Below are 26,501 nucleotides of genomic sequence, written 5' to 3' on the forward strand. Positions count from 1 at the left end.
TTTCAACAGAACATTTAGAAGTTACCATCTCCGGAAGGAAGCTACCGGAGAATCACCCATGTCTGTTCAATTTTTGACGTTGTCCGATCACTCGGTGCTCGACTTCATCAATACAGCCGCGACCGACGATACGCGTTCCTATGAGCATCTTGCAACCGATACGCAAGTCGTCGAATGGATGAGAACGCACCAGTTCGCAGGTGCGGCAGTCGCCCCGTTATTTGACGAAGGAAAACTTGCTCACGCGGCTCGCACATTACGAGAGGCCATTCGCAATGCGATGTTCCAGAAGAAGGCTGGCCGAAGAGTCAATATCGAGCCGTTAAACGCGTTTTTGAATCTCGGCCAGTATCGCGTGACGCTGGTCCGGCACGCGAACGGTCAACTGCGGATTGCGCACGAGTACGATTGCGCAACGCCCGAGCAGTTTCTCTCGCAAATCGCCAATGCCTCCGCGGAGCTGCTGGCAACCGGCGACTTCAATCTGATCAGGAAATGTGCATCCGATGCCTGCTCATTGTGGTTCCTCGATCGAACCAAGGCTCACCGGCGCCGCTGGTGCAGCATGGCTCGATGCGGCAACCGCCTGAAGGTGGCGAACTACCGCGCGCGTCGCAAAGCATAATTCGTCGCTAAAAGATGGGCGCAGCGCACTTGTGGAGCATACGGTGCGCGCGTTGTTCCAGGATCGGAGGGTTCGTTCAAGCGCCGATCGCCGTGCCGTCATACCGGCTATGAGTATTTTTGCTCACGGCTCCGTCACTTCGTCAGCATGCGGACGCGTACGAAAGCGCGCGGCTTTCTGGCGATTTCCGCATAGAGACATGTTGCACCAGCGGCGCCGATGGGACTTCGTTCTGTCGCAAAACCATAGTGGACACCCTGGCCACTCACACTGACGAACCAGCATGAAATCGCCGCGCGTTAGCAGTTCCGCCGCCGCGATCGCGAGCGGCGTGAGCACCTGTGCAGGTGTTGCCGCAGGGAACCGATACACGGCCTGTAACTTACCGTCTTCGCTCTCGACCAGTTCCATCTGATAGCCGCCCACAATCAGCACCGGGTTCAGAAGATCAATATCCACCAGGGCGCCGGACTTTCGTTGAAAAAACAAGCGGCGCAGATTCTCTCTGAACTGTCTTGCCTCGACGGCCAGGCCGTGAAAGCATCCGTTCTCCCGCACGATCACCAGATCTAGCAGACCTGCTCGCTCAAGCCACGCAACGACGTCCTCGTCCCGCTGAAACAGATCCGCCGAATGCCCGTTGTGGGGCACAACTGTATTCAGGAATTCAAGCACGCTATCCTGCGCGCGCACCGATGCCAATGGCGAAGCCATTGAATCCTCCACAAAAGTGAATCGTGACTGTAACTGTTAACACATTCATTGACAAGTTACGAATCGAACATTAACGAATCACTCACACGATTTTTTTAGCACAGTCGGACAGCGATTCACAACTGTTGGAGGCCACGCAGATGGTGAGGTATGAGCGAATGCTCATACCTCGAATGAAGAACGCCGATTAACTAAATGACACTTGAAAGCAGCGAGGTTTTTCTTATTTTTATCAGGCTGCCGATACCGCCTTTGCCGCCTCAACAATAATGTCGATCACCGTTTCCGGTGCGGTCAGTGAAGGGGTGTGATCGACGTTGTGCGCGCGCACCGATGCTTTCATCCGCTCAGCCATCCATCGCTGCGTTTGCGGATTGATCATCCGGTCCTCTTCCGCCAGCAGATACCAGCTTTTAGTCGATTTCCATGCAGGCTCCGTTACCGCTTGCTTGATACACTCGACGGAGATTGGTCGTTGCACCGCCGCGCTCACTACCTTCTCGGCCGCGGTTGCATTCTGCGCAAAGGCCTTATCGAAGCCAACATCGGGCATCCAGATAAAGCCTCGCGCATCCGGGGTCAATTCCGGCGCATCCGCATGACGGTCATCACGGTAGAACACATCCGCCACGGTCTCGCCCGCATCCGGAGCGAGCGCCGCGATAAACACCAACGCTTTCACGTTGTCGCTTTTGACGCTGCCGATAACCGCACCGGCGTACGCGTGACCGACCAGAACGACTGGCGAATGCGTTCGCTCGACAATGGACGCGACCACATTGCTATCGTCGGTCAAGCTGGTTAGCGGAATCGGCGCACACACGACGTCCAGCCCGGCGTTCCGGAGCGGCACAATCACTTTGCTCCAGCTCGAACCGTCAGCCCACGCACCGTGCACCAACACGGCAGTCACGCCACTTGCAGACGAAGTCATACCGAAACTCTCCCAAGCAGGTTGTTTCGCGGAACGCGGGTTCACAAGCCCTTAACCTCGCCGCCGTCCATTCGCAGCGCCGCGCCGATCAGCCATTCGCCCGCGGGTGACAGGATAAAGGCCATTAATTCGGCGATATCTTCCGGTTTGCCGTACCGCGTAATGCCGGCTTGATCCGGAAACTTCTCAAGCGCTTCTTCAACTGTCATCGCATGCGCCGCCGCGTACTTTTCCATGTATGAGCGGCGCCGATCGGTCATCACCGGGCCCGGCAATACACTGTTCACGCGAACCCCGTCGCCGATGCCCCGGTCTGCGAACGCTTTCGCCATTGCGACGATGGCGGCATTCACCGTTGCGACCGCGGCGAAGCCCGATTTTGGCGCCTGCGCCGAGTTTCCGGATGTAAAGATCACAGCCCCGCGCGTTGCCTTCAGCGCGTCCCACGCGCGGATTGCGAGTCTTCTCGCGCCGTGCAGCTTTAGCGCAAAGCCGTCGTCCCATTGTTCATCGGTCATTTCCAGCACATCGACCTGTGGCACGGCGCCCGCGATGTTGATCACTGCATCGATTCGCCCGAACGTGTCCAGTGTCTTTTGCACCACGATGCCGGCAGCGGCCGGGTCGCGCAGGTCTGTGTCGATCTCCAGCGCTTGTGCCCCCGCCGCTTTCACCTCCTGCGCGGTAGACTCGAGGAGATCCGCATTGCGCGCCACCACTACCACCGCGCCAAAATTCTGCGCGACGCGAATCGCGGTGGCGCGTCCAATGCCGCGGCTAGCGCCTGTCACAATTGCAACTTTGTTTTCCATTTCGAACTACCTCCATGAGTCTGGCCGGTTATTCCGATATTGATGAATTCGCTTTTCGATTTGGATGACTGATTATATAAATTCGTCCGATTTCCTTATTACGCGATGTAAGCGTTGCCTGGCAGCAGGACTTGCTATTTGATGAAGTATCCGCGAATCGGCTCACCTGAGCGATGCGCGCCGGTTCATAGCTGTTATGACTCGAATGCGACATCCGGCGCGCTCTCGCACGCAATGTCCAGCATCAGCGATGTCATCGCCGACAGCGGGCGGCCGCGGCGGGTCAGGCCGACAATCCATCGGCGCATCATCGGCCGCTCGATCCTGACACGCACAAGCTGATATTCCTGCAGAATCTTCTCCGGAATCAGTCGCGGCAAAATGCACTGACCGTTGGTCATCGACACCAGTTTCAGCATCGCATCGACAGTCTCGACCTCTGCCGCGACCGTCGCGTCGAATTCCTTCGTGTGCAGCATCTTACGTAACGCATAGCCCGCGGGAAACACAACCAGTGGCGGAGATACCTCACGCAAATCGACGCCTGGACGCGAAGCAAAACGCGAGTTTTCGTGCACGACGAGGCACATATCGTCTTCGAATAGCGGCGTGATATTCAGCTGATCGGATGCAACGGCTGAGTCGTAAGCAAAACCGATCTCCGCTTTTCCGCTTTCTACGAGCTCAACCACGCCCGGCGAACTTCGTCCCAGTAACGCAACGCTAGCGCCAGGCCGCTGCGCCATGAATCTCGCCGCGACCTCCGCCATAAAGTAGTAGCTCAGCGTGTGAATCGTCGCGACATGGATGCCGCCATCCGTCACGCCGTGTTCGTTACGCAATTGAAGCATCGTGTTGTCCACCAGCTGATACGCGGCGCTCGCAACCTCGAGCAGCTTGTTGCCCGCCTCGGTCAACTGGACGCCGCGCCCGTGACGAACGAACAGCGCCTGCCCGAGGAACGCTTCGAGGCTTGACAGGTGCCGGCTCAATCCTGATTGAGTCAGCGAGAGAGACTGCGCCGCTGCGGAAAGCGACTTGTGCGCGGCGATCTCTATGAAAAGCCGGGTCTGGTAGTCAATGTTGGATTTCATCGGCAGCGTCATGAAGACCTGGCACTTTGCAAACGATACGTTACGGGTTACGTCGGCTACCTGACTAACGTGAACGATGCAGGAGACCGCACCACCCGACGCGAATCACGCCTTCAGGTTTTCCGCGAGGAAGTCACGCATTGCGGACGCGATCTCATCAACGTGCGTTTCCAGTGCAAAGTGTCCGGTGTCGAGCATCCTGACTACCGCCTTCGGGTTGTCCCGCCGATAAGCTTGCGCGCCGGGCGGAATGAAGAACGGATCGTTTTTCCCCCAGATCGCGAGCGTCGGCGGCTGGTGGTCGCGAAAGAACTTCTGGAACGTCGGATACAGCTTCAGGTTCGACTGGTAGTCGAGGAACAGGTCGAGTTGAATATCTTTCTGGCCCGGTCGTTCGAGCAGCGCCGCATCGAGTGTGTACGACTCAGGCGCGACCGAATCGGGGTCCGACACACCGTGCACATATTGAAATCGCGTGCCTTCATAGTTCAGGATCGCATCGTGAACGGTCTTCCGATGAGCCGCGGTCGGCTCGGCCCAGTACCTGCGTATTGGGTCCCATGCGTCGCCAAGCCCTTCCTCATACGCATTGCCGTTCTGGGAAATGAGGGCGCTCACGCGCTCCGGGTATTTCACCGCCAGCCTGAGGCCCACGGGCGCGCCGTAATCGAACACATAGACCGCATAGCGTTTCAGACCAAGCTTGTCGACAAACGCCGCGACCGTCTGAGCAAGCGCATCGAACGAGTATGTGTAAGCGCGGTTGTCCGCCACATGCGTAAACCCGAAGCCCGGGAGATCCGGCGCAATTACACGATATGTGTCAGCCAAGCGTGGAATCAGTTCGCGATACATATGCGACGAAGACGGGAAGCCGTGTAGCAACAGGACGACCGGCGCGTTGGCAGCGCCTGCCTCCCGATAGAAGACGTCGACCCCATCCGCTTCGGTACGCTTGACGGAAACCGCAGGAACAGCATGACCTTTCGACATTGAAACCTCCATGAACAGTTGTTCAACGAGCCCGGCAGCCCTCTTCGAAGGTTCTATCGTAGCTGGAATAGGTAACTTTTCAAAGTTACTTTTTCGGGTTACTCAATTGATCGATTGAGGACACGCGATGTGCTGGAACGGTGGCCGGTATCCTGCTTGATGAAATGTATTGCAAAGCACCCGCCGCGCGTGTCCAAATCGCCCGCATACAACGACGCCACCCCCGGTTTTACACGCCGCAGCAACGTCGCTCCCCCGTGCGCCAGAGTCAATCGCGTCACTGCCTATCGAATCGATGGTGCGATGCAAACTCATCGAGCACGGGTGACTCCGGCGCCCGACAGCAGCGAAATAGGCAAGTGCCCTTGCCGAATTCGCCCGGAACGGCGACACAGGCACCGGAACACTCACCTCGCCCTCCGGCCCCTCCAATATCGATTCACCGGCAAAACCCGCGGAGCAAGACTCCTGACCGTCGTGTCAACCGGTACACATGAGCGGAAATTTCGCAAAATGAAACAGTGAAAAGCCGTTTCCGTATCTAATCGCGCACCTGCTCGAGATTCCCGTCAACGAGCGGAACGGTCTCTTCCATCAATGTTCCTGTACCCGCGATTCTCCGAAACCTATAGTTGTGCCATCGAAACACGTGAACAACCTGTCGGAGCTTTTCAAATGAACATCGTTAAGGTGATCTTCGCAACGTCTTTGCTGTTAAGTGGAATTTCCTTCGCTCAGGCCGAGGAACCCGCACCGCCGGTCAACGCGGTGACTCAGGTACAAACGCCGAACGCGTCTGCTGCCACACGGCCGGATCAGCAACGCGACAATAGTGCGTCGTCCGAATATCCGTCCGGATTTAACACCGGACCGACCAAGCCCTACGTGAAAGGCTGTGTCGGGCCAGTCAGCTATTGCAACATCTATTTCGGAAGCTAACCATCCGCCACTAGCGCGCACCGATGCGATCATGCCGGCTCGCTTTGACGCGCGCCGCCTGATGGTTGCGGCAAGATCCAGAGAAAGACGACCCGCATTGAAGCGGAAGTCAGCTGAGATTGACCTTGTCGCCCTACGATAACCTTTCAAAAGCAAAACTACGATGCAACCGGTATAGTCAGTTATACCGGTTTCAATGTGATGCACGTGGCAAGCCAGAGCGGAACTCGCCTTGACCCCTCCGACTGTACCTAATAGTATGTACGAGACAGGTGACGCATACTTCAACGACGAAGGACGCAGTGATGGGCCGGCGCGAAGACATCATCGAGGCAACGAAAGATCTGCTCTGGGAGAAAGGGTATGAAGCCACGAGCCCACGCGACATTCAGGCAAAAAGCAAAGCCGGCCAAGGCAGTTTTTATCACCATTTCACGAGCAAGCAGGCGCTCGCGCGCGAAGCGATCGTTGAGGTCGTAGAAGAACGAATCGCCGATTTCGAAGAAGCGATGTCTCGTCAAGGTCGCTTCAAGGATCGGCTGCTCGCGTATTTCGAACAGAACACAAGGCCCTTGTCGGGCTGTCGCGTCGGCCGCCTCGTTTGGGACGCCGCCATCCAGGACGACGAATTGCGGCAACCTTTGTCGCACTATTTCGGCCACATCGAAACACGGCTACAGGAAATCCTCAAAGGCGAGCAGTCAGCAGGATCGTTCAGATTGAAGCTGCCGGCAGCGCATATCGCGCTGACCATTGTCACTGTCGTGCAAGGCAGTTTCGCTGTCAGCCGTGCAATGAACCGGTCTCGCGCGCATGATGCGCGCACCGCACTGCTCGCCTGCCTCGATCTCGCGATCATTGAACGCACCGACCCGCGAACTGCACAGGCAGCTTCGTGTAACCATTGAAAGGTGTGCCGCCATGACAGCGACTATCGAAGGCTTTGTCAGCGTTGCAGGACAGCAAGTCGCCTTTACCCGTACCGCTGAAACACCGACGGTCGCGTTACTGCACGGCATCCCGACCAACCGGCATTTGTGGCGCGCCGTCACGCCGGCACTGTCAGCAAGACAATGCGGATGGATTGCTTTCGACCTGGTCGGGTACGGCGAGTCGTCGAAGCCGGAATCCATTGATATCGGCGTGCATGCGCAGGCAGGTTTTATCGCTGACGCACTTCATCAGTCGGGGTGGCAAGGCGGCACGATCATCGGCCATGATATCGGCGGCGGCGTCGCACAACTGCTCGCGCTCGATGCGACGCTATCGGTTAGCCGGTTAGGTCTGGTCGACAGCGTCGCTTATGACTCGTTTCCCGAACCCGGCATTGCACGGTTAAAGGATCCGATCTGGGACGCGATTCTGGGCGCAGCAGACTTCGATCTGCAACGCGGGTTCGCAAAAGGTTTGCGGCAAGGCGTTGTCAAAGCTGAACGCGTCACACCGCAGCTCGTCGCCGAATATGAACGCCCATTTGCAGGCGTGGCGGGACGCGCCGCGTATCTGCGTGCCGCACGCGCGCTACGCAGCGAAGACCTCGAAGCGCGGAGCGCCGACATCGAAGCGCTCAAGATTCCTGTGCTGCTGGTCTGGGGTGCTCAGGACCGCTTCCAGCCCCTGAAGTATGGTCAACGACTCGCGGACGCGTTGCAGAACGCGCGGCTCGAAGTTGTCGACACAGCCGGACATTTTCTACCCGAGGACGAACCCGAGTTGCTAGGCAAGATGCTGGCGGATTTCGCGCTGGACACGCGCTGAAACGCTCGATTGATTGCATGAGGTAACCGATGAAAGTTGCTGTTTTAGGATCAGGGGGTGTCGGCGGATATTTCGGCGCGCGTCTGGCGGCTGCCGGAAATGACGTGACGTTTATCGCGCGCGGCAGACACCTCGCGGCAATCCGTGAAGACGGCCTACGGGTATCGAGCCCGCTAGGCGACCTCGCGATCCATCACGCGAACGTAGTGGAAGACCTAAGCGCTGTTAAATCGGCCGATCTTATCCTCGTCGCGGTGAAGTTGTGGGACACCGAACAGGTTGCACAGTCGCTCAGGCCGCTCGTCGAACAAGGCTCAGCGGTGATCTCGTTTCAGAACGGCGTGCAGAAGGACGACATCCTCGCTCGATATCTGCCGAAGCACGCGATTGTCGGCGGCGTCTGCTATATCGCGGCCACGATTGGCGAACCCGGGCTTATCGTGCACAGCGGGACGCTGCAAAAGCTTGCGTTCGGCGAATATGACGGCAGCCGTTCGCCGAGAGTGACGGCCTTTTACGACGCGTGCCAGAAAGCCGGCATAACCGCGGAGATCAGCGACGATATTCAACGCCTGATCTGGGAAAAGTTCGTTTTCCTGGTCGGACTGTCTGGCACGACCTCATCCATCCGCCAGTCGATCGGCCCGATCCGGCAGAACCCGCGCACGCGCGCGTTCCTGTTGCAAGTGATGAGCGAAGTCGTCGCGGTCGGACGCGCAAAGGGTGTGAATTTGCCGGCCAACTTCGCGGAAGACCGGCTCGCGTTTTGCGACACCCTTCCCGCCACGATGACGTCGTCCATGCATCACGACCTCGAACGCGGCAACCGTCTGGAATTGCCGTGGCTAAGCGGAGCGGTTGCCACATTCGGTTCGCAACTCAATGTCCCGACACCGTGTAATAGCGTGATATCGGACATCCTCGCGCTTTACGCGGACGGGAAGCAAGGATGACTTCGCATCGTCTTAAGATAAGATCGATTGATGCGGTAGCGGTTAGCGTGCCGATGAATCGCCCATTGGGCACGAGCGCACAATCGATCCGCAATGCGCCACTGCTACTCGTCACGCTCCTGACCGAAGATGGGATACGCGGCCGGTCCTACGCATTCTGCTACGTCGAATCGGTCGCGCGGTCGCTGCAAGTGATCGTGCGCGATCTGAACGACTTTCTTGCCGGACACGATGTCGCACCGATCGACCTGTCCGCATCCATCGCACGATACTTCAAGCTCACAGGCCTTTATGGGCCGCTTCTTATGGTCGCGTCCGCGATCGACAGCGCCGCGTGGGACGTGCTTTCGATTGCCGCGGGTGTTCCGCTAGCCGTGCAGCTCGGCGGCTCGATCCGGCCAGTTCAGGCGTACAACAGCAATGGCCTTGGCCTGATGCCTGCCGGCGCCGCTGCGGACGAAGCGGAACAACTGGTTTCCGCCGGCTTTTCCGCGGTCAAAATGCGGCTCGGCCGCCCTCGCTTCGCCGACGACCTGATCGCGCTACGCGCAGTTCGCAAGCGTCTTTCCGACGATATCGCGATCATGGTCGACTTCAATCAGGCGTTGAGCTTTCCTGCCGCGATGCAATACTGTCCGCAACTTGACGATGAAGGTGTGTACTGGATCGAAGAGCCGATCCGGCATGACGACTTCGAACATCTCGCGATGGTCGCCGCCGCGACGAAAACGCCGCTACAACTCGGCGAGAATCTCGTCGGCCTGCCGCCGGTGTTCGATTCGCTAAAGGCGAACGCGACCGACTACCTGATGTTCGACGTGGATCGGATCGGCGGCACATCCGGTTGGCGTTCGGCGGCCGGCATTGCGGCTGCCGCCGGACGGCCGGTTTCGTCGCATCTGTTTCCGGAGATCAGCGCGCATCTACTGGCCGCGACGCCCACCGCGCATTGGCTCGAATACGTCGACTGGGCGAACCCATTGCTCGAAGAGCCGCTTCGCATAAGCGATGGCAAGGCCACGCCATCCGACCATCCAGGCAATGGGCTTAGCTGGGATGCCGACGCTGTCAAACAATACCGGCTTCCGTAAAGCAGGTGCGGCCTGCTTTGCCGATACGCGTCAAACTTGACTTCCCTGTTGCACTGACATTGACTTAATGTCAGAAACGAGCGCCCAGTGCGCTTCTCAAGCTCGCATGTAGACGCGACCCGCAGCGGTACGCGTGATGACCCAGACTCCTGTATATTGCGGATACGGGTTACCGTGAATGCAAGCGTCGGCGCCGCCTGTCACTTTCAGGAAACTTGTTGGCGTAACTTGTCGATATAAGTTTTAACGGTTACAATCAGCTCCCTCAGTGACTGGAGAAGACTGATGCTTGCCCTTTCTCAGGCGTTTTTACAGATCGCCGACGACCCGGCGCTTGATTTCCTCAATACAGTCGCGCGCACGGACGGCACTCTATACGAGTACCTGGAAGCGGATAACGACGTCATCTCATGGCTGCAGGCGATGGAGTTTCTCGATGCGAAGGAACAACCATCGTTCAGAAAAGGCGCGCTCGTGAACGCGGCACGAAGCCTGCGGGATACCATCAGAAAACTGATCATTCAGAAAAAAGACGGAAAGCGCGTGGATGTCGCGGCGCTTAACGCATTTCTGGGCCATGCGCGCTACCACGTGAATCTGGTTCGCAGAGCACACGGCGAGCTGGATGTCGTTCACGACTATGAGCGCGCGTCGCCCGAACAGTTGCTCGCGCCGGTTGCGCAAGCGGCCGCGGAGCTTCTGGCAACCGGAGACTTCGAACTCGTCAGGAAATGCGAATCCGAAGACTGCATCTTGTGGTTTTATGATCGCACGAAGGCTCATCGGCGCCGCTGGTGCAGCATGGCAATGTGCGGCAATCGTCACAAGGTGGCGAACTTTCGCGCGCGCCAGAAATACGCGGCTAGCGAGTAATTGCCGCAGTCTCTACATCCCTGCTGAAGCAGAAAAATAGAGCAAACTTCGTCGGGTCGCCGGACGGAATGATTTAGCTAAGGCTATACGCGATTCTCAACAACGCATAACACCACGCGGCATCGCTATCGAAATCGCTTGCGCGATGTGTCATTGCCGGCGCGAAAGACAACACGTAAAAGATCACCGGTGCATCGAGCGGTCGAGCCGTGCCGTAGCGAACCCACGCGGGAGGCTTGCGGATGCCCGACATGATCGCCGGTGGACTCCCATCACGCTGCGCCGCACGTTTGAACGGCGGCGCCCCAGTCAAGACTGTCAATACAAGCGCGAACAGGCTGGGACCCTACAGCAAAGCGGACGTCCAAGCAGCCAGCAGGACCGCGGGGGCAAGAATGTTGTTGTGCGTTGTTTCGTGACAAAAATGACGATTTCACCTAACGCGCAAAACGTCGTTAGAGTTGGGTGTTCACGTCAACTCATCCTCATTTTTTATAAGTCGTTTTATCGGTTACAAGCAGCCACCCTTGCGACTGTCGGTCATAACAGTTATGCATGGATGCGTCATCCCTCGTCAAACCCAGAGCACATCAAGGGTTCAGGCGCACTGCGCCGATAACGAACGGTAGACCGACTAAACGGAGCGTTGACTCCCGTTCTCTGTACCTACTACTATGTACGCGATCATTCGGTTCACGGAATACGGTAGGAGTTCTGCTTTTGCAGCGCGCATACCGGTCAGACAATGAAGCGAAATCGGTATGAAGAACATCGACTACCAGCTACGCCAGTTTGTCGAAATCGCGAGGCACAAGTCGCTGTCAGACGCGGCAATCGCGCTGAACGTCACGCAATCTGCGTTGAGCAAACAGTTGCGGGAAATCGAGCTGGCGGTTGGGCATCGTGTTTTTCACCGGCATGGCCGCGGCATCAAACTGACCTCGCAAGGCGCTATGTTGTGGCATGCCGTGCAGGCCGCTTTCCAGTTTGTGGACGCAACCATTCACCAGCTCAACACGCCCCGCGCGACAACGGCCGGAACCGTGACCGTGGCGACACTGCACGGCTGCACCCAACTTGTGGCGAACGGACTTTTCGCAAGCATTCTCGGCCGGCGCCCGGATATCAACCTGACGATGATGGAAGGCACGGCTAAGGATGTATGCCGGTTCGTCGAGGCAGGAATTGCCGACGTGGGCTTTGTCGACCGTCGATCGACGATACCGCACACGCTCGAAATAAGCGTTGCGCACGCAAGCATCGTCGGACGTCCATGCAGACAGCTGGTCGCTGTCATCAGAAGAGCGGCGTGCGAGCTGTAGCCAGAACTTGCGCCCCTGTGTTAAGGAATCTGAAATCAACGTCGCCCAATTGCTACGGATTCCTCCACACAATTGCGTCGCCGCTTGACGATTCTCATCTCTTGTCACGCGTAGTGACAATATGTTCTTCGTTGAGTAGACTTCATGCCATTCGAATGTTTTCGTGCAGTCCGTAACCTGAAAAACGCGTTATAACGGCCAATCATCCGATTTTGAGGTTCCTTATGTCCGGTCGATGTGTGTAGCGAGTGCGAGATCTATGCGTGACACCCTCAGTCATCGTCCGGCAATCAGTGAAAGCAGCTCAATCGTGTACGTGATCGACGACGACCTGGCGATCCGTGAAGCCATCGAGTCGCTGTTTCGTTCGGTCGGAATCCATGCGAGAACCTATTCGAACGCAACGGACTTCCTCGCGGGCGACTTGCCCGACACACCGTCGTGTCTGCTACTGGATGTACGCCTGAAAGGGCCGAGCGGATTTGTCGTGCAAAACCTGATGCGCGAGCGTCAGATCCAGATTCCGATCATCTTCATGACCGCGCACGGTGACGTCGCGATGTCGGTCAAAGCAATGAAAGCCGGCGCGTTCGATTTCCTGACGAAGCCGGTACGCGATCAGGAACTGCTCGATATCGTTGCGGACGCATTTGAAGTGGATGAGCGGCGTCTGCGTTGCAAACGCTCCATGACCGCGCTGAAACGTCAATACGAATCGCTAACACCCAGGCAACGCGAAGTGATGGCATTCGTCGTCAGCGGTCTGATGAACAAGCAGATCGCCTCCGAGATGCGCCTGAGCGAGATCACGGTGAAGATCTACCGGCGCGAAGCGATGAAGAAGATGGGTGCGATGACAGTCGCGGATCTCGTTAGAAAGGCGGTTCAACTGGGCGTGCAACTGTCGCTTATCGACGAACTGACTGACCCGAATACACTCGCGACGGGTGCGGCCACGTCGCGAACCAACAGCGAGAACACCGGTGTGAATGACGCGGGCGCATCGGCCACGGCCCGCGTCGCGCGTCACAATTCAAGCAACGCGAGGTAGCGCGACAAATCGCCCTCCTCGCGCACGATCTCCCTCATCAACTCAGGCAGCGACATCTGCCCCCAGCCGACCGCGCGCCTCACCAGATAAGGCGTCGGACTGTGCGGTTCATGCCGCGCGAGATAGTCCGCCACGAGTTGCAGCAACTGGTACGCATGCGCGCGATCGACAATGCCCGCGGCGTCAAACGGCAATGCAACCGGCGCCACGGCGCCCGGCGTAATGGACTGCGCAGCGGCCGCTGCAACCAGGTGGGCCGACAGCGGCTGCGCGCCGTCGTTATCGATCAACGGGAATTCGCTCATATCGTCCTGTGTCGGGTTCGCGGGCCCATGCTCCGCATGATCGCCTAGCAGGCTGGTCGCCGCGTGCGCGAGCCGCGTCAGCGCATCGGTGACCTGCCCGATGCTCGGCGCCGCCTGCGCGAGCCGCTCATCGAGCCGGCGATCGAGTTCGATCCACGCATCGCGTGCATCGGCCAGTTGACGGCGCAGTTGTAAAAGCGCCGCGGCATTCGCACCGTTCACTTGCCGCGCGAGCGATTCGCTCGACAACGCGTTATCGTCGTCATCGTAAGCGGCCGCGCACGCGCGCTGCCAATCGTACAGGTTCACATCGGCGACCGGCTCGCGCCCTTCAATCCTGAGCAACGGCACATGCAGGACCAGCACGAGCGCGAGCGTGTCGTTGATCCACGTAAACGGTGCACAGCGCGCATCGCTGTCGCCTTCGTCGATTCTCGGCCATGCGGTATCCCAATACCGTTCGACCAGCGCATTGAGCAACATTGCGCCCGCAACAAAGCCTTCGATCCGGTACAGATGCGTCCACGCTTCGCTCAGCCATGCGGCGAGCTGCAGGTCCTTGCTGCGCGTACGCAATGCGTCGCTGCACATCGCCGCGACAGTTTTCCAGTCGGCCTTCACGAGCGGCCGCTCCCATTCGCCCATCGGCAGCGTCGCGTCGTCCTCGTGCCGTGCGCTGCGGATCTGCTGGTAAATCGGTTCGTAACGCAGCCACACGCCGCCTCCTTCACCCTCCGACAGCGGTGCAAGCAGCGCGTCGAGATCGATGCCGAGTGCTTTGAAGCGCTCCGAACCTGCAAGGTTGTCCATCAAAGGCGTCATAACGCAGTCCAGTCCGGCGCGCGCGCCGGGAAGCTGCCGGGCCACGGCAGCGGGTTTTTCTTGCCGGCCGGCGTCAACGTCACGCGCACGAACGCGCGGCCATGCGCCTGGGCGGGCAGCAAACCGACATCCGCGGGGCTCGCGGTGCCTAGCGGAAAATCGAGCTTCAGCAGTAGCGCCGAGCTGTCCGCACGCGGCCCGGTGTCCGGCACACGCTCCGCGCCGATAAACGTAATCAGCGCCCACGGATCGGAAAACTGCCAGGTCAGCACGCGGCCGTCGGTCGAAAATGCACGCTGACGCGGGTCGGCGAGCGCGGTCAACGGCGAGTCCTTCGCGAAGCGCAGCGTCAATGTGACCGGCATGCCGTAATCCCAGTGCAGCGGATGCGACGGCGTATCGCCCATCGACAGGCTCTGCGCGCCGATCGACAACGTCCACGCGATCACCTGGTTCGCCGCGATTTCGCCGGTACGATTCGCGCGGAACTCGACATTCACGTCATAGCCGCTCGGTCCGCCATCGTCGGTCGGATAAAGCGGCGACAGCAACGTTTTCACCTTGTCGAAGTTGTCGATAAAGCGGCGCACCGCGATCGCATCGCCCGTCGCGCCGCCCGCACCCGCATCGCGGAATGTGACCGACACGCGCTCATAGCGCTTCAGCACCTGGCCGAGTTCGCCGAAATCAGCAGTTACGCCATCGCCGACGGCGCCCGTCGCGCCGGCAGCGCCCGCGCCGCCCGTCACACCCGCGCCCGCCGCGCCGATAAACGGCGCGCGTGCTGCAACGCTCTGGTTGAACGCGTCCGAAAAGCTCGCCCATTGCACGCGCAGTTCGTCCGCATAACCCTGATGGCAGCGCGCCAGCAGCGTGCTGTAGAGCCGCGTATGCAGCGTCGCGAAGTAATCGTCGGCGCCGCTTGCCGACGGCCGCGGCGGGAACTTCGCGCCGCAGCCGGCCGACCCGGCATCGGCCGCCGCGATCACGAACTGTTCGAGCATCAGCAGGCTGCTATTCGGATTTTTCAGCTTGTACCGGTCGAGGTCGCGCTCGATCGCGCGCCAGCGCTGCGCGAGTGGCGCGGCTGCATCGACCGGATCGAGCGCGGCCAGATACACGGCCGCCTCGCTGCCGAGCGCCAACGCACGCGCCGACTGCTGCGCGAGATACGGTCCGAGCGACGCGACATCCGCCACGCCGAACGCGGCCAGCACCGTCGGCCGCGCATTCGGGATTCCGTCGAAGCCCGCGTTCTGACGCGTCGCGTACAGTTCGGCGCGCGTCAGTTCCGCGTCGACAAGCCGCAGCCGTTCGAGCGCGTCGCGCGACACAACCGAGTCCAGATCGGCCGCCTGCGTGAGCGCGCCCATGTCGGTCAGCAGCCCTTTGATCCGCGCGAGACGCGCGCGCGCCGCATCGAACGCGGCCGCACTGTCCGCGTCGGCGTCCGCCGGTGTCGGCGTCGCCGCCGCGGCGGTCTGATCGAGCACGAGCCGCGCGAACTGCGCATCGAGCGTCTGCTCGACCGATGGCTGGATCAACGCCGGCAGCTTCGTCAAACCATCGCTGAAGTAACGCTTGCGCACGTCGCCGAGCGCGAGTGCCTGATCGAGTTGCGCGGTATCCCAGACGATCACCGAACCGGCCGGCAGCGTCGGCAATGGCAGATCGCGCGGCTGGACCATAAACGGCTGACTGAGCAGCGCGTTGATGCCGTCGCGCAGCGCGAGCCGCGACGGCGACACTGCGTAGCGACGCTCCTTGTCGACCCACACGATGCCGCTATCCGGCCCGCCGAAGCGCTGCGCGAGTCCGGCGCGGAACGCCTGGAACGCGCTGTCGTCGCGCGCGCGCACGCTGGCCGCGAGATCGTCGCCGAGCAGCCGGTTTTGCGCGACACGCGCGAGCATCCGCTCGTAAGCCGCGCCCGGCGCGAATTGGGTCTGCCTGATCCAGCCGCTTCTGCCGGACGCGAGCAGATCCTGCTGCGCGTCGATGCCGGCCACCACCGAGCGATACGCGGCGCTAACTTGCGCGAAGCCGGACGCGCCCGCATCGGCGCCGGACAGCGTGCGCAGGTGCTCGGTAATAGACTGCTCGCTGACCAGCAACGGATTCGCCGCAAACAGACGCTGATTGAGCCGCAACGCGCCTCGCTCGAGCGTGCAGCGCAACGCTTCACGTAGCTGCGCGACCGCGAGGCCGCTGCCGAGGTCGGAGCGGTACTCGCTCTTCGCGTCGGTATCGCGATAGAAGTAGCGCAGCGTGCTCGCGACGTTGCCCTGCAGTTCGGCGCCCAGCGCATAACGCACGACGAGCCGCAGCGCATCGGCGTTATCCGGCGACGGGCGTTGCAGGCTTTGCAACGCTTGCAGCGCGGCATCGAACTGATCGACGCCGTTCACGTATTGCTGCAGCGAACGCATCTCCGGCAGTTCGTCGATCGACAGCGTGTCAGAGCGCATGCTGTCCGCGCGCGGCAAGGCCGGCGCCGCGCAATCGTCACCGACAATCAATTGCCCGGTGCTCGGGTCGCGCGCGGTGCCGGTCAGCTTCGATACGCGCGCGAACATCTCGCGCTGCAGCGCGGTCAGTGCGATCTCGCCGAACGCCTGATCGAAGCGGCTGTTCACGCGCTGATCGAGGTCGTCGACGATCGGCCATGAGCCCGGCAGGAACACCGTCCACAGCGGGTCCGCACGCAGATGCTGGTTCAGCGCGATCAGCGCGAGCGCCTTGCCGCGGTACCAGTCGGCAGTCAGATCCTGGCCGCGCCGCGCGGCCATCGCCTGATCCTGCGCGTCGCGCTGCAACGCGCCGAGCGCGGCGACCAGTTCGCCATTGCGATGGCTCAGTTGCACGGTCGCAACGACAATGCCGACGCCCCATACGCCGAGCAGCGCATAGCTGCCCCAGCGCAACGCGCGGTTCACGAGCGGTCGCGTCAGATGCTGCGAACGCGATGGCCGCGCGAGACCGTATTCAAGGAAGATCTTCTTGTCGAACAGATCGCGCAGGAACGCGGGCTGCCGCATCAGTTCGTTGAGCGGGCCGCCGGGCTCGCGTCGTTCCGCTTCGAGCGGCGCGCCCGCCGCGTCGCCGAGCAAGGCGGCGGCGCCGCCCGCATACGGGACGAGCGGCATCGCTGCATCGGCGGCGACAGGGTCGCCAGCGCCGTCCGCCGCGGCGAACTCGCCGCCGGCCGGCACCAGCGCGCCATCGCGATAGCCGGCAGACGAGGGTTCCACCGTCCATTGCGCGAACTCGCTGCTATCACCGGTCAGGTAGATGCCGCGGAAAAAGAACGGCTCGTGATACGCGCTCGGCCGCAACAGTTCGTCGATATAGATCTGCAGTTGCGCGCGCATCGCATCGATGCGCGCCGGCAGCAGCAGCAACGCGCCCGCGTCGATCGTGCCGGTATCGAGCGCGAACAGTTCCGCGCTCGTATCGGACACCGCGCGTTCGATGCTGGCCATCGCGGTATCGACCCACGCGGACTGATACGTGGTCGACAGATCGAACGGTGACGACCAGCCGAGCATGCTCGCGCGCATCGGCTCGGGCAGCGCCCGCGCAAAGCCCGCGAAACCCGGCAGCGTTTCGCAACCGGTAATCACGACATACACCGCGAAACGCATCGCGAAGCGATTCTGCGCGAGCCACAGACGCCGGTGCGCGAGTTTCGCGCGCCGCACCAGCTCGAGCTGCGCGTCGGTATCTTCGGCGAGCAACAGCGCGGCCGGCACCGTGATCACGACCGAATCGAACGGCCGCTGCTGACGGTAGTTGCGGCACAAGCCGAGAAACTCGTCCCACGGCTTTTCATCGCCATCGTCTTCGGGGGAACCGAGGTACATCGCCTTGATATCGATCACCACGCCGCGATCGAAAAAGTGCCATGAGATGCCGCTCGTTGCAGCCGGGCTCGCGGCCTCCGAACTCAGCACGCTCGCGACGCCCGCCTGGGCGACCGGCAGCGGATGCGGGTCATCGCCTTCATCGAGCACCATGATCCATGGAATGTTGTAGCGCTCCGCGCGCGACGCGATATTCCCTTCGATCAGTTCGACCGCCTGGCGAAACGTGCTGCGCAGCGTGTCCGCGCGCAGCCGCACGATCTTGCGCTCGGCCGCGGGCTTGCCGTGCGAGCCGTGCAGCGCGAAATACAGCACGACGCCGAGCACGATGCAGACGACCACCGTCAGCACCGCAATCGACAGCAGGAACAGGTTACTGGTCAGCATCGGCAATCTCCGGGCAGCGGGCGGCGCGCGTTCATTTCGTACTCGCGCTGAACGCATCGGGACGGAGCGCCTCGCGCACCGGCCACGACTGCCACAGCCACAGCAGTTCGGACACGGCGAGCAGCGACACGAACGCGAGCAGCACAATCACGCTCCAGCGGCTCAACGTCGGCAGCTTGCGTGGCGCGATATGCGACAGCGTGTTCGCATACGCGGCCGGCGCCACCGTGCGGTCGCGGCTCGTCAGGTCCGCGCGCCGCTGATAGACGAACTCGTACAGTTCGTCGCGATAGCTGCGTAGCTGCGCGGCCGCATCGATACCGCGAAAGCGCCCCTGAAAACCCATCGCGAGCGCGAACAGATACAGCCGTGCGACCGCGCGGCGCGACGGCTCGCGTTCGGACAGCACCTGCTCGATGCGCCGGAACACCAGATCGCCGGCTACGTTGGTACGAAACAGCGTCGACTCGAGCAGAAAGCCGGTCCAGGTTTCGCGGCCCGGCCACGGCGTATTGAGCAGAATTTCGTCGGCGAGCACCGCTTTCAGATAGCGCGCGTCCATCAGGCTTTCGGTGTCGTAGCGCGTACTGTCGCGCCGCGATTGCAACGTCTGGATCTCGATCAGGTTCAGCAGATGACGGTTCATCTCCGCGGCGGCAAGTTCCGGCGCCGCGTCGGGCGCATTCGACGCGCGTGCGCGCGCTTTCACGAGCTCGTCGAGAAATGCGCGGAACTGTTCGGTCACGGGGTCGTGTTCGTCGGATTCCGGTCGATTGCGTGCCATGCTCGATTCCTTTGTTGCGTTGTTGCGTTGTTGCTGCGTTGCCGGGGTTCAGCTCTTCACAAACAGCACCATCTCCTGCGGCCGCTGCGCGCTCTCGCCCTCGTTCGGGTTGCCGATCACGAGCGGCTGGTTCGCATGAATCAGCGCCGGGTCGGCCAGCACCTCGAACAACTGATAGCCGGAACCCGAACGCAGACCGAGGTCTTCCGCGTAGTCCAGCGGACGGCGCGCGGCGCCCAGTACGCGGCGGCTGCGCAACGACGGATAGACCGGCTGCGAGCCGATCATCGCCGCGTCCATCCATGCGAGCAGGTCGCGCTCCGATTGCCCGCGCAAACCCACCACCAGACGCTCGCCAATCCAGTCCTGATGCAGCGTCAGTTCATACGCACCGTGCCTGAATTCGAAGCGGTGCTCGCGATGGTCTTCGCTGACTTCGGACACCGCCTCGCGCAACGAGCGCAATAGCGGCACAAATACCGCGAGCGGGTCTTCATGGTCGTAGTCGAGCGGCACGGGCGGCAAGCCGCCGGCCTTCAGCATGCTCAGCGAGCCGGATAACGATGCCAGCGCGAGATACAACGACAGCGGATGCAGATGCGGCGTGCGTAGCACCGCTTCCGCATACGGCAGATCGGTCAGCAGATTGCGCAGACGGTCTTTCAATTCGAGCTGCGTGAGCCGGTCGTCGATCTTCGACGACGGGTTCGCGGTCTGCCGCGCGACGAATGCGGCTTTGCCGCGCAGCTGGCCAAGCAGTGACGCGACACCGGTCCATAGCGGGTTGTCGCGCGCGACTTCGAGCAACGGCGGCAGCCGTTCGCCGAGACGCACGACCTCGTTGTCCTTGTAGACCGAGCCGAGGCGCAGCGCCACGAACATCGGCGACGGCCGCTCGCCTGCGGCGAGCGCGAGATTCGGCACGAGCCGCGCGATATCCGCAGGCGGCGCCTCCGACACTTCGTCTTCGACCGGCGTGCCGGGCACCGACGTGAAGCGCCGTATGCGCGCCCCGCCCATCGGTGCGCTGCGCACCGGCAGCGTCAGGTAGAAATCGAGCGGCCCGCTCGATAGCCGGTCGGCGAACGGCTCGAGTGACAGTTCGAGACATTGCGGTTCACCGCTTTGCGGCGCGTACGACACCGCGGTGCCATCCGGCAGGATCGCGTCGAGCGCGAGCACGCGCACGAGCCCGGCGGGCAGCAGGCCCTGGTCGAACACGACGCGGCGCACGCCCCAACTGAACGGCGCGGCGGCGAGCGTCTGCCACGCGACCAGCGAATCGAGCCGGCCTGACAGCAACTGGAAATGCTGCGGCGACAGCAGCATGCCTTCGAACCATTCGACCCGGTCGACAACCATCGGCGTGCGCTCAGACATCGCGATTCTCCTGGCCGCGGATTGCAGCGGCGGCGACACAGCCCGCAACGGCAGCGCCAACGGTGTCGACAACGACAACGACAACGACAACGATAGCGACAGCGACAGCATCGCGAACCAGCGTCGAAGCAGACTGCGCGGAACGATTAATGATCTTCATTGAGTGGGCGAAACAGTGAATGCGGTACTGTTCAGCAGCACGACCATCCGGCCGTTGAACGTGTCGATCCGGACGCGATGCGCGCCCGGCCCCTGATAGTTCGCGAACACGAACGCCGCAGCGACGCGCGGCCCGGCGAACGTATCGCCCGGCACATCGAGCCGCTGCCCGGGCACCATCTCCCAGCTGCGATAGCGCAGTCCTTGCGGAAATGTCGCGGCGAGATCGGCGCGCGCGCTGAACCATTTCGATGCCGGCAGGTCCGCAATGCGCTCGAGCAATGCGCGGTCCGACACCAGCACGACATCGACGGCGACCGGTGCGTTGTTGTTCAGATCGTCGCTGGCGGTCAGCGTCATCTGCGACCACTTCACCTTGTCGCCGCTCGAGCCGAACATCCCGCAGCCCGCGAGCGCTTGCGTGACACACGCGACAAAAATCAGCAGCATCAACTGCCGCAACGGCGCATTGCGCGACACGCGACGCAAGCGGTTCGGGAACCTGTACACGAGAATCATCGAGCCCCCACTCCGACGCCCAGCAGCACAATCAGCGATGCCGCCATCAGCACGCAACCCAGCGCGAGCACGAGTTGCGCGCGCGAGAACGAGAATTGCAAAACGGGTTGTCCTTGCAGTTGTCCCTGAAGTTGGGAACCAGGCTGCAAAACAGGCTGCCCGCGCCCCCGCAACGCATGCGCGTCGGTGCGTGCGCTCTGCTCGAACGGCAGACCCGCCGACACGAACGCGATCACCGTGCACACCGCGAGCAGGCTCAGCACGTTGCGCGGCCCTTCGCACAGCAGGTCGATCGCAATGAACAGCACACCGGCCGCTTCGACGGGCAGTTGCAGAACCGACAGCACGACACCCGCGAAGCCCGCGGTTGCGACGCCGTTCTGCCCGGCCGACGCAAACGCCGCCACCGTCGATGCGACACCGATCAGCGCGAGGTCGATCGCATCGAGCGGCCGCGCATAGAGATTCGCGACGAACACCGTCACCAGCGCGAAGTACAGCGCGGTGCCCGCGCGGATAAACACCGCGCCGAGCGGCACGACCAGTTCGACGACGCCGCGGCTAAAGCCCAGGCGCGCACTCATCGCTTCGATCGTGTGCGGAATCGGGGCGGTCTCGCTGCCGGACATCAGCCCGACCAGCAGCGGCGCCTTCAATGCGGCGACCACCTGCGCGAATGGCTTGCCGCAGCGCACGGAGATCACCGCCAGCGTCAACGCGGCCAGCGCGACCGACAACGACACGAAACACAGCAGAAAGCTTTTCATCGCGTCGAGCGTCGCGCGGTCCACATGAGAGGCGACGTACGCAGCCGCGCCGAACGCGAGTGCCGGAATCATCAGATTGGCGTGTTCGATGATCGCTTCGAGCGTCCGGTAAATGCCTTCGAACACACTGGACAGCATCGTCGACTGCTCGCGCGACAGCGCGGCGAACGCCATGCCGAACAGGATCGTGCCGCTCAGGATCGCCAGCGTGCGGCCCTGCGCGAGCGCACGGTAAAAGTTATCGGGTATCAGGTCGTGCACCGTGTACACAATCGCGTGCGACACCGTGTCGTTCTGTCGCGCGGGTGCGGCTGCGGGTGTGTCGGCAGCGGGCGGTACGTCGAGTGACGCCGTTGCCGGCGCGCTTTGCGCGGCTCCGGCCTCCGGCTGCCCAACCTGCGCCGACGCGTCGTCCGGTTGCCGCTGAGCAGCGGCCGTGTGTACGTCGCGCGCGGAACCTGTGTCGTCGTCGAACAGCGCCATATGCACTTCGTCGCCGCTGCTCGCGCTTTGCAGCACCAGTTCGCCGAGATGCGCATACTGCGACGCCGACAGATGCGAACCCGGCATCGCGGCGCGCCCCGCAACCGTCCCCACCGCCGCGCATAGCGCGACGCCCGCCAGCGCGAGCACGCCAATCGTGCTCACGCGCAACACCGGTCGCGGCAGTTGCAGCACCTGACGCAAGCCGAAAAACGTCGCGACCACCAGCAGCGGAATCGCGGCCATATTAACGACCGCCAGATACAGCTTCCCGATCAGATATACGGCATCGCCGGCCGGCGCCGCGTACACGCCGCACAGCACGCCGGTCGCGACGCATAGCAGCAGCACGACGGTACTGTTCGACAGTTGCCTGAGCGTTTTCATGCGGGGCGGTTCCAGCCGCGCGCCAGCGCATAGCGCACGGTCTCGCGTGCAAGTTCGAGTGTGCTGTCGACCAGCGCGAATTCGCGCATTTCAAGTTCGCGCGCCGCGATCGGCAATTCGGTGCAGCCGAGCACCGCCGCTTCGATGCGCTGCGCGGTCAACGCATCGAGCGCCGCGCACAGATGTGCGGCGGCATCGCCGAGACGATCCGCCTTGACCGCGGCGACGCACGCGCTCACCGCCTGCTGCGTGTCCGGATCCGGCAACACCGGCTCAATGCCGCGTTCGACCAGCGCCGCCTGATAAAAACCGGCGGTCAGCGCGCCACGTGTCGCGAGCACCGCGGCGCGCGTCACCTGCGGTGCGATCGCCGCAGCGCAGACCTCGCCGATATGCAGTAGCGGCGCCTCGCTGTGCGCGCGCATCTGCGCATACCAGTGGTGCGCCGAGTTGCACGGCACCGCGATCACGCCGACGCGATTGCGATTCAGCAGATCGATGCCTGCGAGCAGCGCCGGCAGCGGGTCCGCGCCGCCATCGGTAATCGCGGCCGAACGGTCCGGCGTATGCGGCAGGTTCGCGACCAGCATCGGCAGATGCTCCTGGTCGCGCGCCGCGCCAGTCAGCCGGATGATCTGTTCCATGAAATCGACCGTGGCGAGCGGACCCATGCCGCCGAGAATACCGATCAGCGCCATACGCGTCTCCTTCATATCTTGAGTGGCCGCGGGCAGATCACCGACACCGCAGCGGCATTGCCGATCACGAGAATCAGCGTGCGCAGCATGTCGCACAATGGATCGACCGCAAGAAACAGGATGAACGCCGCTTCGAACGGCAAGCGCAGATACGCGCAGGTCATGCCGACCAGCGACACCGTCACGAGCCCTGTCATGCCCGCCGATGCAAACCCCGCGAGCACCGACGCGAGCAGCACCGTGACCACCTCGACCACGCCGAGCGTATGGCCGTACAGTTGCGCGATAAACAGCGTCGCGCACACGTAATAGACCATCGGTCCGACGCGCAGCAGCGAGATGGTCAGCGGCACCAGCAACTCGACGCGCGAGCGCGCAAAGCCCAACCTGTCGACCAGGCTCTCGATCATGCTCGGCATGCAGGCGGCGCTATTTCGCGTGGCGAGCGCAAGCGCGAACGGCGCGCGCAGCGCATCGAGCGCGGTCGCAAGCGTGCCGCCCGAGCGCTTCCAGATAATCACCGCGGCCAGCGCGAGTAGCGTCACCGATGCGATAAAGAACGCGAGCACGAACTGCAGCATCGCGTGCAAAGGCTCGACGCCGGACTTGCCGAATTGCGCGGCGCTCATGCAGAACAGAATGGCCGGTAGCAGATAGCTGAGCCAGTGCATCAGTTTTTGACACGCGTGATAAACCGTTTCGAGCGCCTGGCTCAAGCCCGTCGAAATGCGCTCCGGCACGCGCCCGACCGCGAGGCCGAATAGCAGCGCGAACACGAGCGCTTTCAATGCGTCGCCGTTCGCAAGCGCGGCGAAAATATTGGTCGGTACGAGGCTCGTCAGCAGTGTCGCGAGACTGAGGGTTTTTTCCGGCACGTCGGTGCCGTACAGGTTCATCACTGTGTTGTTCGACGACGAATCGCTGCCGACCATCAAACCGAAGGTCTGCATCGTTTCGCTCGACAGATTCGAGCCCGGGCTCATCACGATCAGTACAATCGCGCCGATCAGCGACACGATCGCCGACGCGCCGATAAACACGGTGACCACGCGCAGCAGCAACTTCGACGTGCCGCCGTCGCGAAACAGACGCTGCAGGCTGAATATCACCGCGGAGATCATGAACGGCAGCGTCGTCATTTTCAGCAGATCGACATAGATGTCGCCGATAAACGCGAGGTGCTGCGCTTGCCGCGGCAACACAAGTCCGACGGATACGCCAAGCCCGAGGCTCGCGAAAATCACCCAGGGGTTGACGGCTAGCGCATAGATTCGAGCGGAGTTCAGCTTCATGGTCTTTCTGGTCTTTCGGTCGTGTGATCGGTTTTTATCGTCGGCGGCGTTCAGTGATCGGTGGCCTGCAGCACCGTGCTGACGTCGAACTTCGTGCTGCGCTCGGACAGAAACTGGTTGATAAACGCGAGCAGCGCCGGCGCCGATACGTTCACGCCAATCGCGAGCGTGTCCTCGAGGTCCTGCAGCGTGACCACGCGCAGACGCAGCGAGGCGGTCGGGTCGATCTTCAAGACGCGCTTCACTTCGAATTCGTCGCGATATGCAGCGGTGATTTCACCGGTGTTCAACGCCTTCAGGACGGCTTCCCAGGTCGGGTATTGACGTACCTGAGCTTTCGGGAAATTGCTGGTCACGTACGCCGCGTAGGACGAGTTCGCGACCACCCCGATCGAGTTGTCGTACGTGCGAATCATCTCCGGCACCGTGCGGCCCTGCGCGAGTTGCGCGAACTTCACACGGTTGAGCAGCAGCGCACGCTTCAGGCGCAGATACGGCGTGCTGAAGCTGATCTCCTGCGCGCGCGGCAGCGTGCGCGACAGCTTGCTGACCGCGATATCCGCATTACCGCGCGCAAGCAGATCGACGACGCCGTCGAAGGTATTCGCATCGCGGTTGAAGCGCACCTTCACGCCGAGCTTCGCGGCGATTTCTTTCGCGAGGTCGATATCGAGTCCGCTGAGCTGGCCGTTGCGTTCCTCGAAGAACGGCGGTTGATCGACCTTCAGCACCGCGACGATCAGCTCACCGCGCTGGACGATGCGTGCAAACTCCGGCGCCAGCAGCCGGCCGTCCGGCATCTGCACGAGGCCGGTGGAGGTGAGCGGCGTGTTGCTGGTGCCGGCGGGCGCCGATGGGTTGGGCACCGCCACCACAGGCATACCCGCATCGGACGCTTGACCATTCGCCGCTGGCGCAGCGGCAAATGCGGGTCGCGGCATCACAAGCATCGCGACGGCGACGAGCACTACACACAACAGCGCGCAAAACCACGCGGCGCACCGTGCTAAATGCGATAACCCGCACGGCACGCGGCGGAATCGGAACACACCAGGCAAAGCCAACGTAGACGACATGAACGTCACACTCTCCACAGAACTAGGAACCGGAATCCGCCGCATTGGCCGCGGCAGCGGGTATCACAACAGGCACAACGGGCGACGGTTGCGCAACCGTCTCGTCGGACACATCGGACATGCGTGATGCGTCCGACGTGTCCGTAGCGTCCGCCGGGTTGGACGCGTTGGTCGCGCCGTTCGGATAAGCAGTCGCGCCCGCAGGCGTCGAAGCGCCAGCCGGTGCGCGCCCCGGCACGACCGCCGCCGACCACGACGCGCCGGCTATCGGCTGCGACGTCGCCTGCGCAGGCGTTTGCCCGGTCAGGCGCGCGCCGATCTGCATGCCGAGCAGAAACAGCAGCACACACAACAACAGCGCGCAGCCGAGCGCTATCGTCACCATCCGCGAAGTCATCGAGAACACGTATTGCATCGTGC

At 61.8% G+C, this 26,501-nt stretch carries 24 protein-coding genes; 9 read left to right on the forward strand and 15 right to left on the reverse strand.

All coding sequences use genetic code 11. From position 1 onward, the window contains the following. The first annotated feature begins 58 nt into the window (after positions 1 to 58). Entirely contained in the window at positions 59 to 625 is a 567-nt protein-coding gene (locus BX592_RS10890) for a CGNR zinc finger domain-containing protein (protein WP_134191787.1), read from the forward strand. Between the two features lie 123 nt (positions 626 to 748). Here BX592_RS10890 and BX592_RS10895 read toward each other — a convergent pair whose 3' ends face one another. The 5 genes from BX592_RS10895 to BX592_RS10915 all read right to left on the reverse strand — a co-directional run bounded on the left by BX592_RS10895 (position 749) and on the right by BX592_RS10915 (position 5,172). Then, positions 749 to 1,339: a CGNR zinc finger domain-containing protein gene (locus BX592_RS10895; RefSeq protein WP_134191788.1), complete on the reverse strand. Its 591-nt coding sequence runs from the start codon at positions 1,337 to 1,339 to the stop codon at positions 749 to 751. Positions 1,340 to 1,571: 232 nt separating this feature from the next. Continuing rightward, entirely contained in the window at positions 1,572 to 2,273 is a 702-nt protein-coding gene (locus BX592_RS10900; RefSeq protein ID WP_134191789.1) for an alpha/beta hydrolase, read from the reverse strand. A gap of 41 nt (positions 2,274 to 2,314) precedes the next feature. Continuing rightward, positions 2,315 to 3,085: an SDR family oxidoreductase gene (locus tag BX592_RS10905; protein ID WP_134191790.1), complete on the reverse strand. Its 771-nt coding sequence runs from the start codon at positions 3,083 to 3,085 to the stop codon at positions 2,315 to 2,317. Positions 3,086 to 3,279: 194 nt separating this feature from the next. Beyond that, positions 3,280 to 4,179: a LysR family transcriptional regulator gene (locus BX592_RS10910; protein ID WP_134191791.1), complete on the reverse strand. Its 900-nt coding sequence runs from the start codon at positions 4,177 to 4,179 to the stop codon at positions 3,280 to 3,282. A 105-nt stretch (positions 4,180 to 4,284) separates the two neighbouring features. Further along, positions 4,285 to 5,172, reverse strand: coding sequence for an alpha/beta fold hydrolase (locus BX592_RS10915; protein ID WP_134191792.1), 888 nt, complete (start codon positions 5,170 to 5,172; stop codon positions 4,285 to 4,287). A 675-nt stretch (positions 5,173 to 5,847) separates the two neighbouring features. Between BX592_RS10915 and BX592_RS10920 the strand changes: the two genes are divergently transcribed. The 8 genes from BX592_RS10920 to BX592_RS10955 all read left to right on the forward strand — a co-directional run bounded on the left by BX592_RS10920 (position 5,848) and on the right by BX592_RS10955 (position 13,159). After that, a complete protein-coding gene (locus BX592_RS10920; protein ID WP_134191793.1) occupies positions 5,848 to 6,111 on the forward strand; it encodes a hypothetical protein in 264 nt (87 codons plus the stop codon). Between the two features lie 272 nt (positions 6,112 to 6,383). Then, positions 6,384 to 7,019 (forward strand): TetR/AcrR family transcriptional regulator, encoded by a 636-nt coding sequence (locus tag BX592_RS10925; RefSeq protein ID WP_134191794.1) that lies wholly within the window; start codon positions 6,384 to 6,386, stop codon positions 7,017 to 7,019. Positions 7,020 to 7,032: 13 nt separating this feature from the next. Next, positions 7,033 to 7,869 carry an alpha/beta fold hydrolase gene (locus tag BX592_RS10930; protein ID WP_166676335.1) on the forward strand — a complete coding sequence of 279 codons (837 nt, stop codon included), beginning with the start codon at positions 7,033 to 7,035 and terminating at the stop codon, positions 7,867 to 7,869. Positions 7,870 to 7,898: 29 nt separating this feature from the next. After that, a complete protein-coding gene (locus BX592_RS10935) occupies positions 7,899 to 8,822 on the forward strand; it encodes a ketopantoate reductase family protein (protein ID WP_134191796.1) in 924 nt (307 codons plus the stop codon). After that, on the forward strand, positions 8,819 to 9,913 hold the full coding sequence (locus BX592_RS10940; RefSeq protein ID WP_134191797.1) for an enolase C-terminal domain-like protein: 1,095 nt from the start codon (positions 8,819 to 8,821) through the stop codon (positions 9,911 to 9,913). The genes BX592_RS10935 and BX592_RS10940 overlap by 4 nt, the downstream gene beginning before the upstream one ends. A gap of 285 nt (positions 9,914 to 10,198) precedes the next feature. Continuing rightward, positions 10,199 to 10,786 (forward strand): CGNR zinc finger domain-containing protein, encoded by a 588-nt coding sequence (locus BX592_RS10945; protein WP_134191798.1) that lies wholly within the window; start codon positions 10,199 to 10,201, stop codon positions 10,784 to 10,786. 761 nt (positions 10,787 to 11,547) lie between these two features. After that, entirely contained in the window at positions 11,548 to 12,108 is a 561-nt protein-coding gene (locus BX592_RS10950) for a LysR family transcriptional regulator (RefSeq protein WP_134191799.1), read from the forward strand. Between the two features lie 259 nt (positions 12,109 to 12,367). After that, the gene (locus BX592_RS10955) at positions 12,368 to 13,159 is read left to right on the forward strand and encodes a response regulator transcription factor (RefSeq protein ID WP_134191800.1); all 792 of its coding nucleotides are present in this window, start codon (positions 12,368 to 12,370) and stop codon (positions 13,157 to 13,159) included. Here BX592_RS10955 and tssA read toward each other — a convergent pair. The 10 genes from tssA to BX592_RS11005 form a co-directional block, all read right to left on the reverse strand. Then, a complete protein-coding gene (gene tssA / locus BX592_RS10960) occupies positions 13,135 to 14,274 on the reverse strand; it encodes a type VI secretion system protein TssA (protein WP_134191801.1) in 1,140 nt (379 codons plus the stop codon). The genes BX592_RS10955 and tssA overlap by 25 nt on opposite strands. 8 nt (positions 14,275 to 14,282) lie before the next feature. Continuing rightward, positions 14,283 to 18,536 (reverse strand): type VI secretion system protein, encoded by a 4,254-nt coding sequence (locus tag BX592_RS10965; protein ID WP_134191802.1) that lies wholly within the window; start codon positions 18,534 to 18,536, stop codon positions 14,283 to 14,285. Positions 18,537 to 18,567: 31 nt separating this feature from the next. Continuing rightward, positions 18,568 to 19,320 carry a DotU family type IV/VI secretion system protein gene (locus BX592_RS10970; protein WP_134191803.1) on the reverse strand — a complete coding sequence of 251 codons (753 nt, stop codon included), beginning with the start codon at positions 19,318 to 19,320 and terminating at the stop codon, positions 18,568 to 18,570. Positions 19,321 to 19,368: 48 nt separating this feature from the next. Beyond that, the gene (tssK, locus tag BX592_RS10975) at positions 19,369 to 20,700 is read right to left on the reverse strand and encodes a type VI secretion system baseplate subunit TssK (RefSeq protein ID WP_134191804.1); all 1,332 of its coding nucleotides are present in this window, start codon (positions 20,698 to 20,700) and stop codon (positions 19,369 to 19,371) included. 156 nt (positions 20,701 to 20,856) lie between these two features. After that, positions 20,857 to 21,378: a hypothetical protein gene (locus BX592_RS10980; protein WP_341803942.1), complete on the reverse strand. Its 522-nt coding sequence runs from the start codon at positions 21,376 to 21,378 to the stop codon at positions 20,857 to 20,859. Then, a complete protein-coding gene (locus BX592_RS10985; protein ID WP_243849469.1) occupies positions 21,375 to 23,015 on the reverse strand; it encodes a dicarboxylate/amino acid:cation symporter in 1,641 nt (546 codons plus the stop codon). Before BX592_RS10985 ends, BX592_RS10980 begins: the two co-directional genes overlap by 4 nt. Then, the gene (cuyB, locus tag BX592_RS10990; RefSeq protein ID WP_134191805.1) at positions 23,012 to 23,713 is read right to left on the reverse strand and encodes a cysteate racemase; all 702 of its coding nucleotides are present in this window, start codon (positions 23,711 to 23,713) and stop codon (positions 23,012 to 23,014) included. The genes BX592_RS10985 and cuyB overlap by 4 nt, the downstream gene beginning before the upstream one ends. An 11-nt stretch (positions 23,714 to 23,724) precedes the next feature. Continuing rightward, a complete protein-coding gene (locus BX592_RS10995) occupies positions 23,725 to 24,999 on the reverse strand; it encodes a dicarboxylate/amino acid:cation symporter (RefSeq protein WP_134192002.1) in 1,275 nt (424 codons plus the stop codon). 56 nt (positions 25,000 to 25,055) lie between these two features. Then, entirely contained in the window at positions 25,056 to 25,955 is a 900-nt protein-coding gene (locus tag BX592_RS11000; RefSeq protein ID WP_134192003.1) for an ABC transporter substrate-binding protein, read from the reverse strand. A 148-nt stretch (positions 25,956 to 26,103) separates the two neighbouring features. After that, on the reverse strand, positions 26,104 to 26,496 hold the full coding sequence (locus BX592_RS11005; RefSeq protein ID WP_134191806.1) for a hypothetical protein: 393 nt from the start codon (positions 26,494 to 26,496) through the stop codon (positions 26,104 to 26,106). Between the last annotated feature and the right edge of the window lie 5 nt (positions 26,497 to 26,501).

The organism is Paraburkholderia rhizosphaerae (assembly GCF_004366595.1).
Classification (GTDB): Bacteria; Pseudomonadota; Gammaproteobacteria; order Burkholderiales; family Burkholderiaceae; genus Paraburkholderia; species Paraburkholderia rhizosphaerae.

Bases quoted from the DNA above. Each gene is read 5' to 3' on its own strand.
- BX592_RS10940 (WP_134191797.1), top strand. From the start codon at position 8,819: ATGACTTCGCATCGTCTTAAGATAAGATCGATTGATGCGGTAGCGGTT.
- BX592_RS10905 (WP_134191790.1), bottom strand. From the start codon at position 3,085: ATGGAAAACAAAGTTGCAATTGTGACAGGCGCTAGCCGCGGCATTGGA.
- BX592_RS11000 (WP_134192003.1), bottom strand. From the start codon at position 25,955: ATGCTTGTGATGCCGCGACCCGCATTTGCCGCTGCGCCAGCGGCGAAT.
- BX592_RS10945 (WP_134191798.1), top strand. From the start codon at position 10,199: ATGCTTGCCCTTTCTCAGGCGTTTTTACAGATCGCCGACGACCCGGCG.
- BX592_RS10915 (WP_134191792.1), bottom strand. From the start codon at position 5,172: ATGTCGAAAGGTCATGCTGTTCCTGCGGTTTCCGTCAAGCGTACCGAA.
- BX592_RS10980 (WP_341803942.1), bottom strand. From the start codon at position 21,378: ATGATTCTCGTGTACAGGTTCCCGAACCGCTTGCGTCGCGTGTCGCGC.
- BX592_RS10920 (WP_134191793.1), top strand. From the start codon at position 5,848: ATGAACATCGTTAAGGTGATCTTCGCAACGTCTTTGCTGTTAAGTGGA.
- BX592_RS10955 (WP_134191800.1), top strand. From the start codon at position 12,368: ATGCGTGACACCCTCAGTCATCGTCCGGCAATCAGTGAAAGCAGCTCA.
- tssA (WP_134191801.1), bottom strand. From the start codon at position 14,274: ATGGACAACCTTGCAGGTTCGGAGCGCTTCAAAGCACTCGGCATCGAT.
- BX592_RS10950 (WP_134191799.1), top strand. From the start codon at position 11,548: ATGAAGAACATCGACTACCAGCTACGCCAGTTTGTCGAAATCGCGAGG.
- BX592_RS10965 (WP_134191802.1), bottom strand. From the start codon at position 18,536: ATGCTGACCAGTAACCTGTTCCTGCTGTCGATTGCGGTGCTGACGGTG.
- BX592_RS10900 (WP_134191789.1), bottom strand. From the start codon at position 2,273: ATGACTTCGTCTGCAAGTGGCGTGACTGCCGTGTTGGTGCACGGTGCG.
- tssK (WP_134191804.1), bottom strand. From the start codon at position 20,700: ATGTCTGAGCGCACGCCGATGGTTGTCGACCGGGTCGAATGGTTCGAA.
- BX592_RS11005 (WP_134191806.1), bottom strand. From the start codon at position 26,496: ATGCAATACGTGTTCTCGATGACTTCGCGGATGGTGACGATAGCGCTC.
- BX592_RS10935 (WP_134191796.1), top strand. From the start codon at position 7,899: ATGAAAGTTGCTGTTTTAGGATCAGGGGGTGTCGGCGGATATTTCGGC.
- BX592_RS10985 (WP_243849469.1), bottom strand. From the start codon at position 23,015: ATGAAAACGCTCAGGCAACTGTCGAACAGTACCGTCGTGCTGCTGCTA.
- BX592_RS10895 (WP_134191788.1), bottom strand. From the start codon at position 1,339: ATGGCTTCGCCATTGGCATCGGTGCGCGCGCAGGATAGCGTGCTTGAA.
- BX592_RS10970 (WP_134191803.1), bottom strand. From the start codon at position 19,320: ATGGCACGCAATCGACCGGAATCCGACGAACACGACCCCGTGACCGAA.
- BX592_RS10930 (WP_166676335.1), top strand. From the start codon at position 7,033: ATGACAGCGACTATCGAAGGCTTTGTCAGCGTTGCAGGACAGCAAGTC.
- BX592_RS10910 (WP_134191791.1), bottom strand. From the start codon at position 4,179: ATGAAATCCAACATTGACTACCAGACCCGGCTTTTCATAGAGATCGCC.
- BX592_RS10890 (WP_134191787.1), top strand. From the start codon at position 59: ATGTCTGTTCAATTTTTGACGTTGTCCGATCACTCGGTGCTCGACTTC.
- cuyB (WP_134191805.1), bottom strand. From the start codon at position 23,713: ATGGCGCTGATCGGTATTCTCGGCGGCATGGGTCCGCTCGCCACGGTC.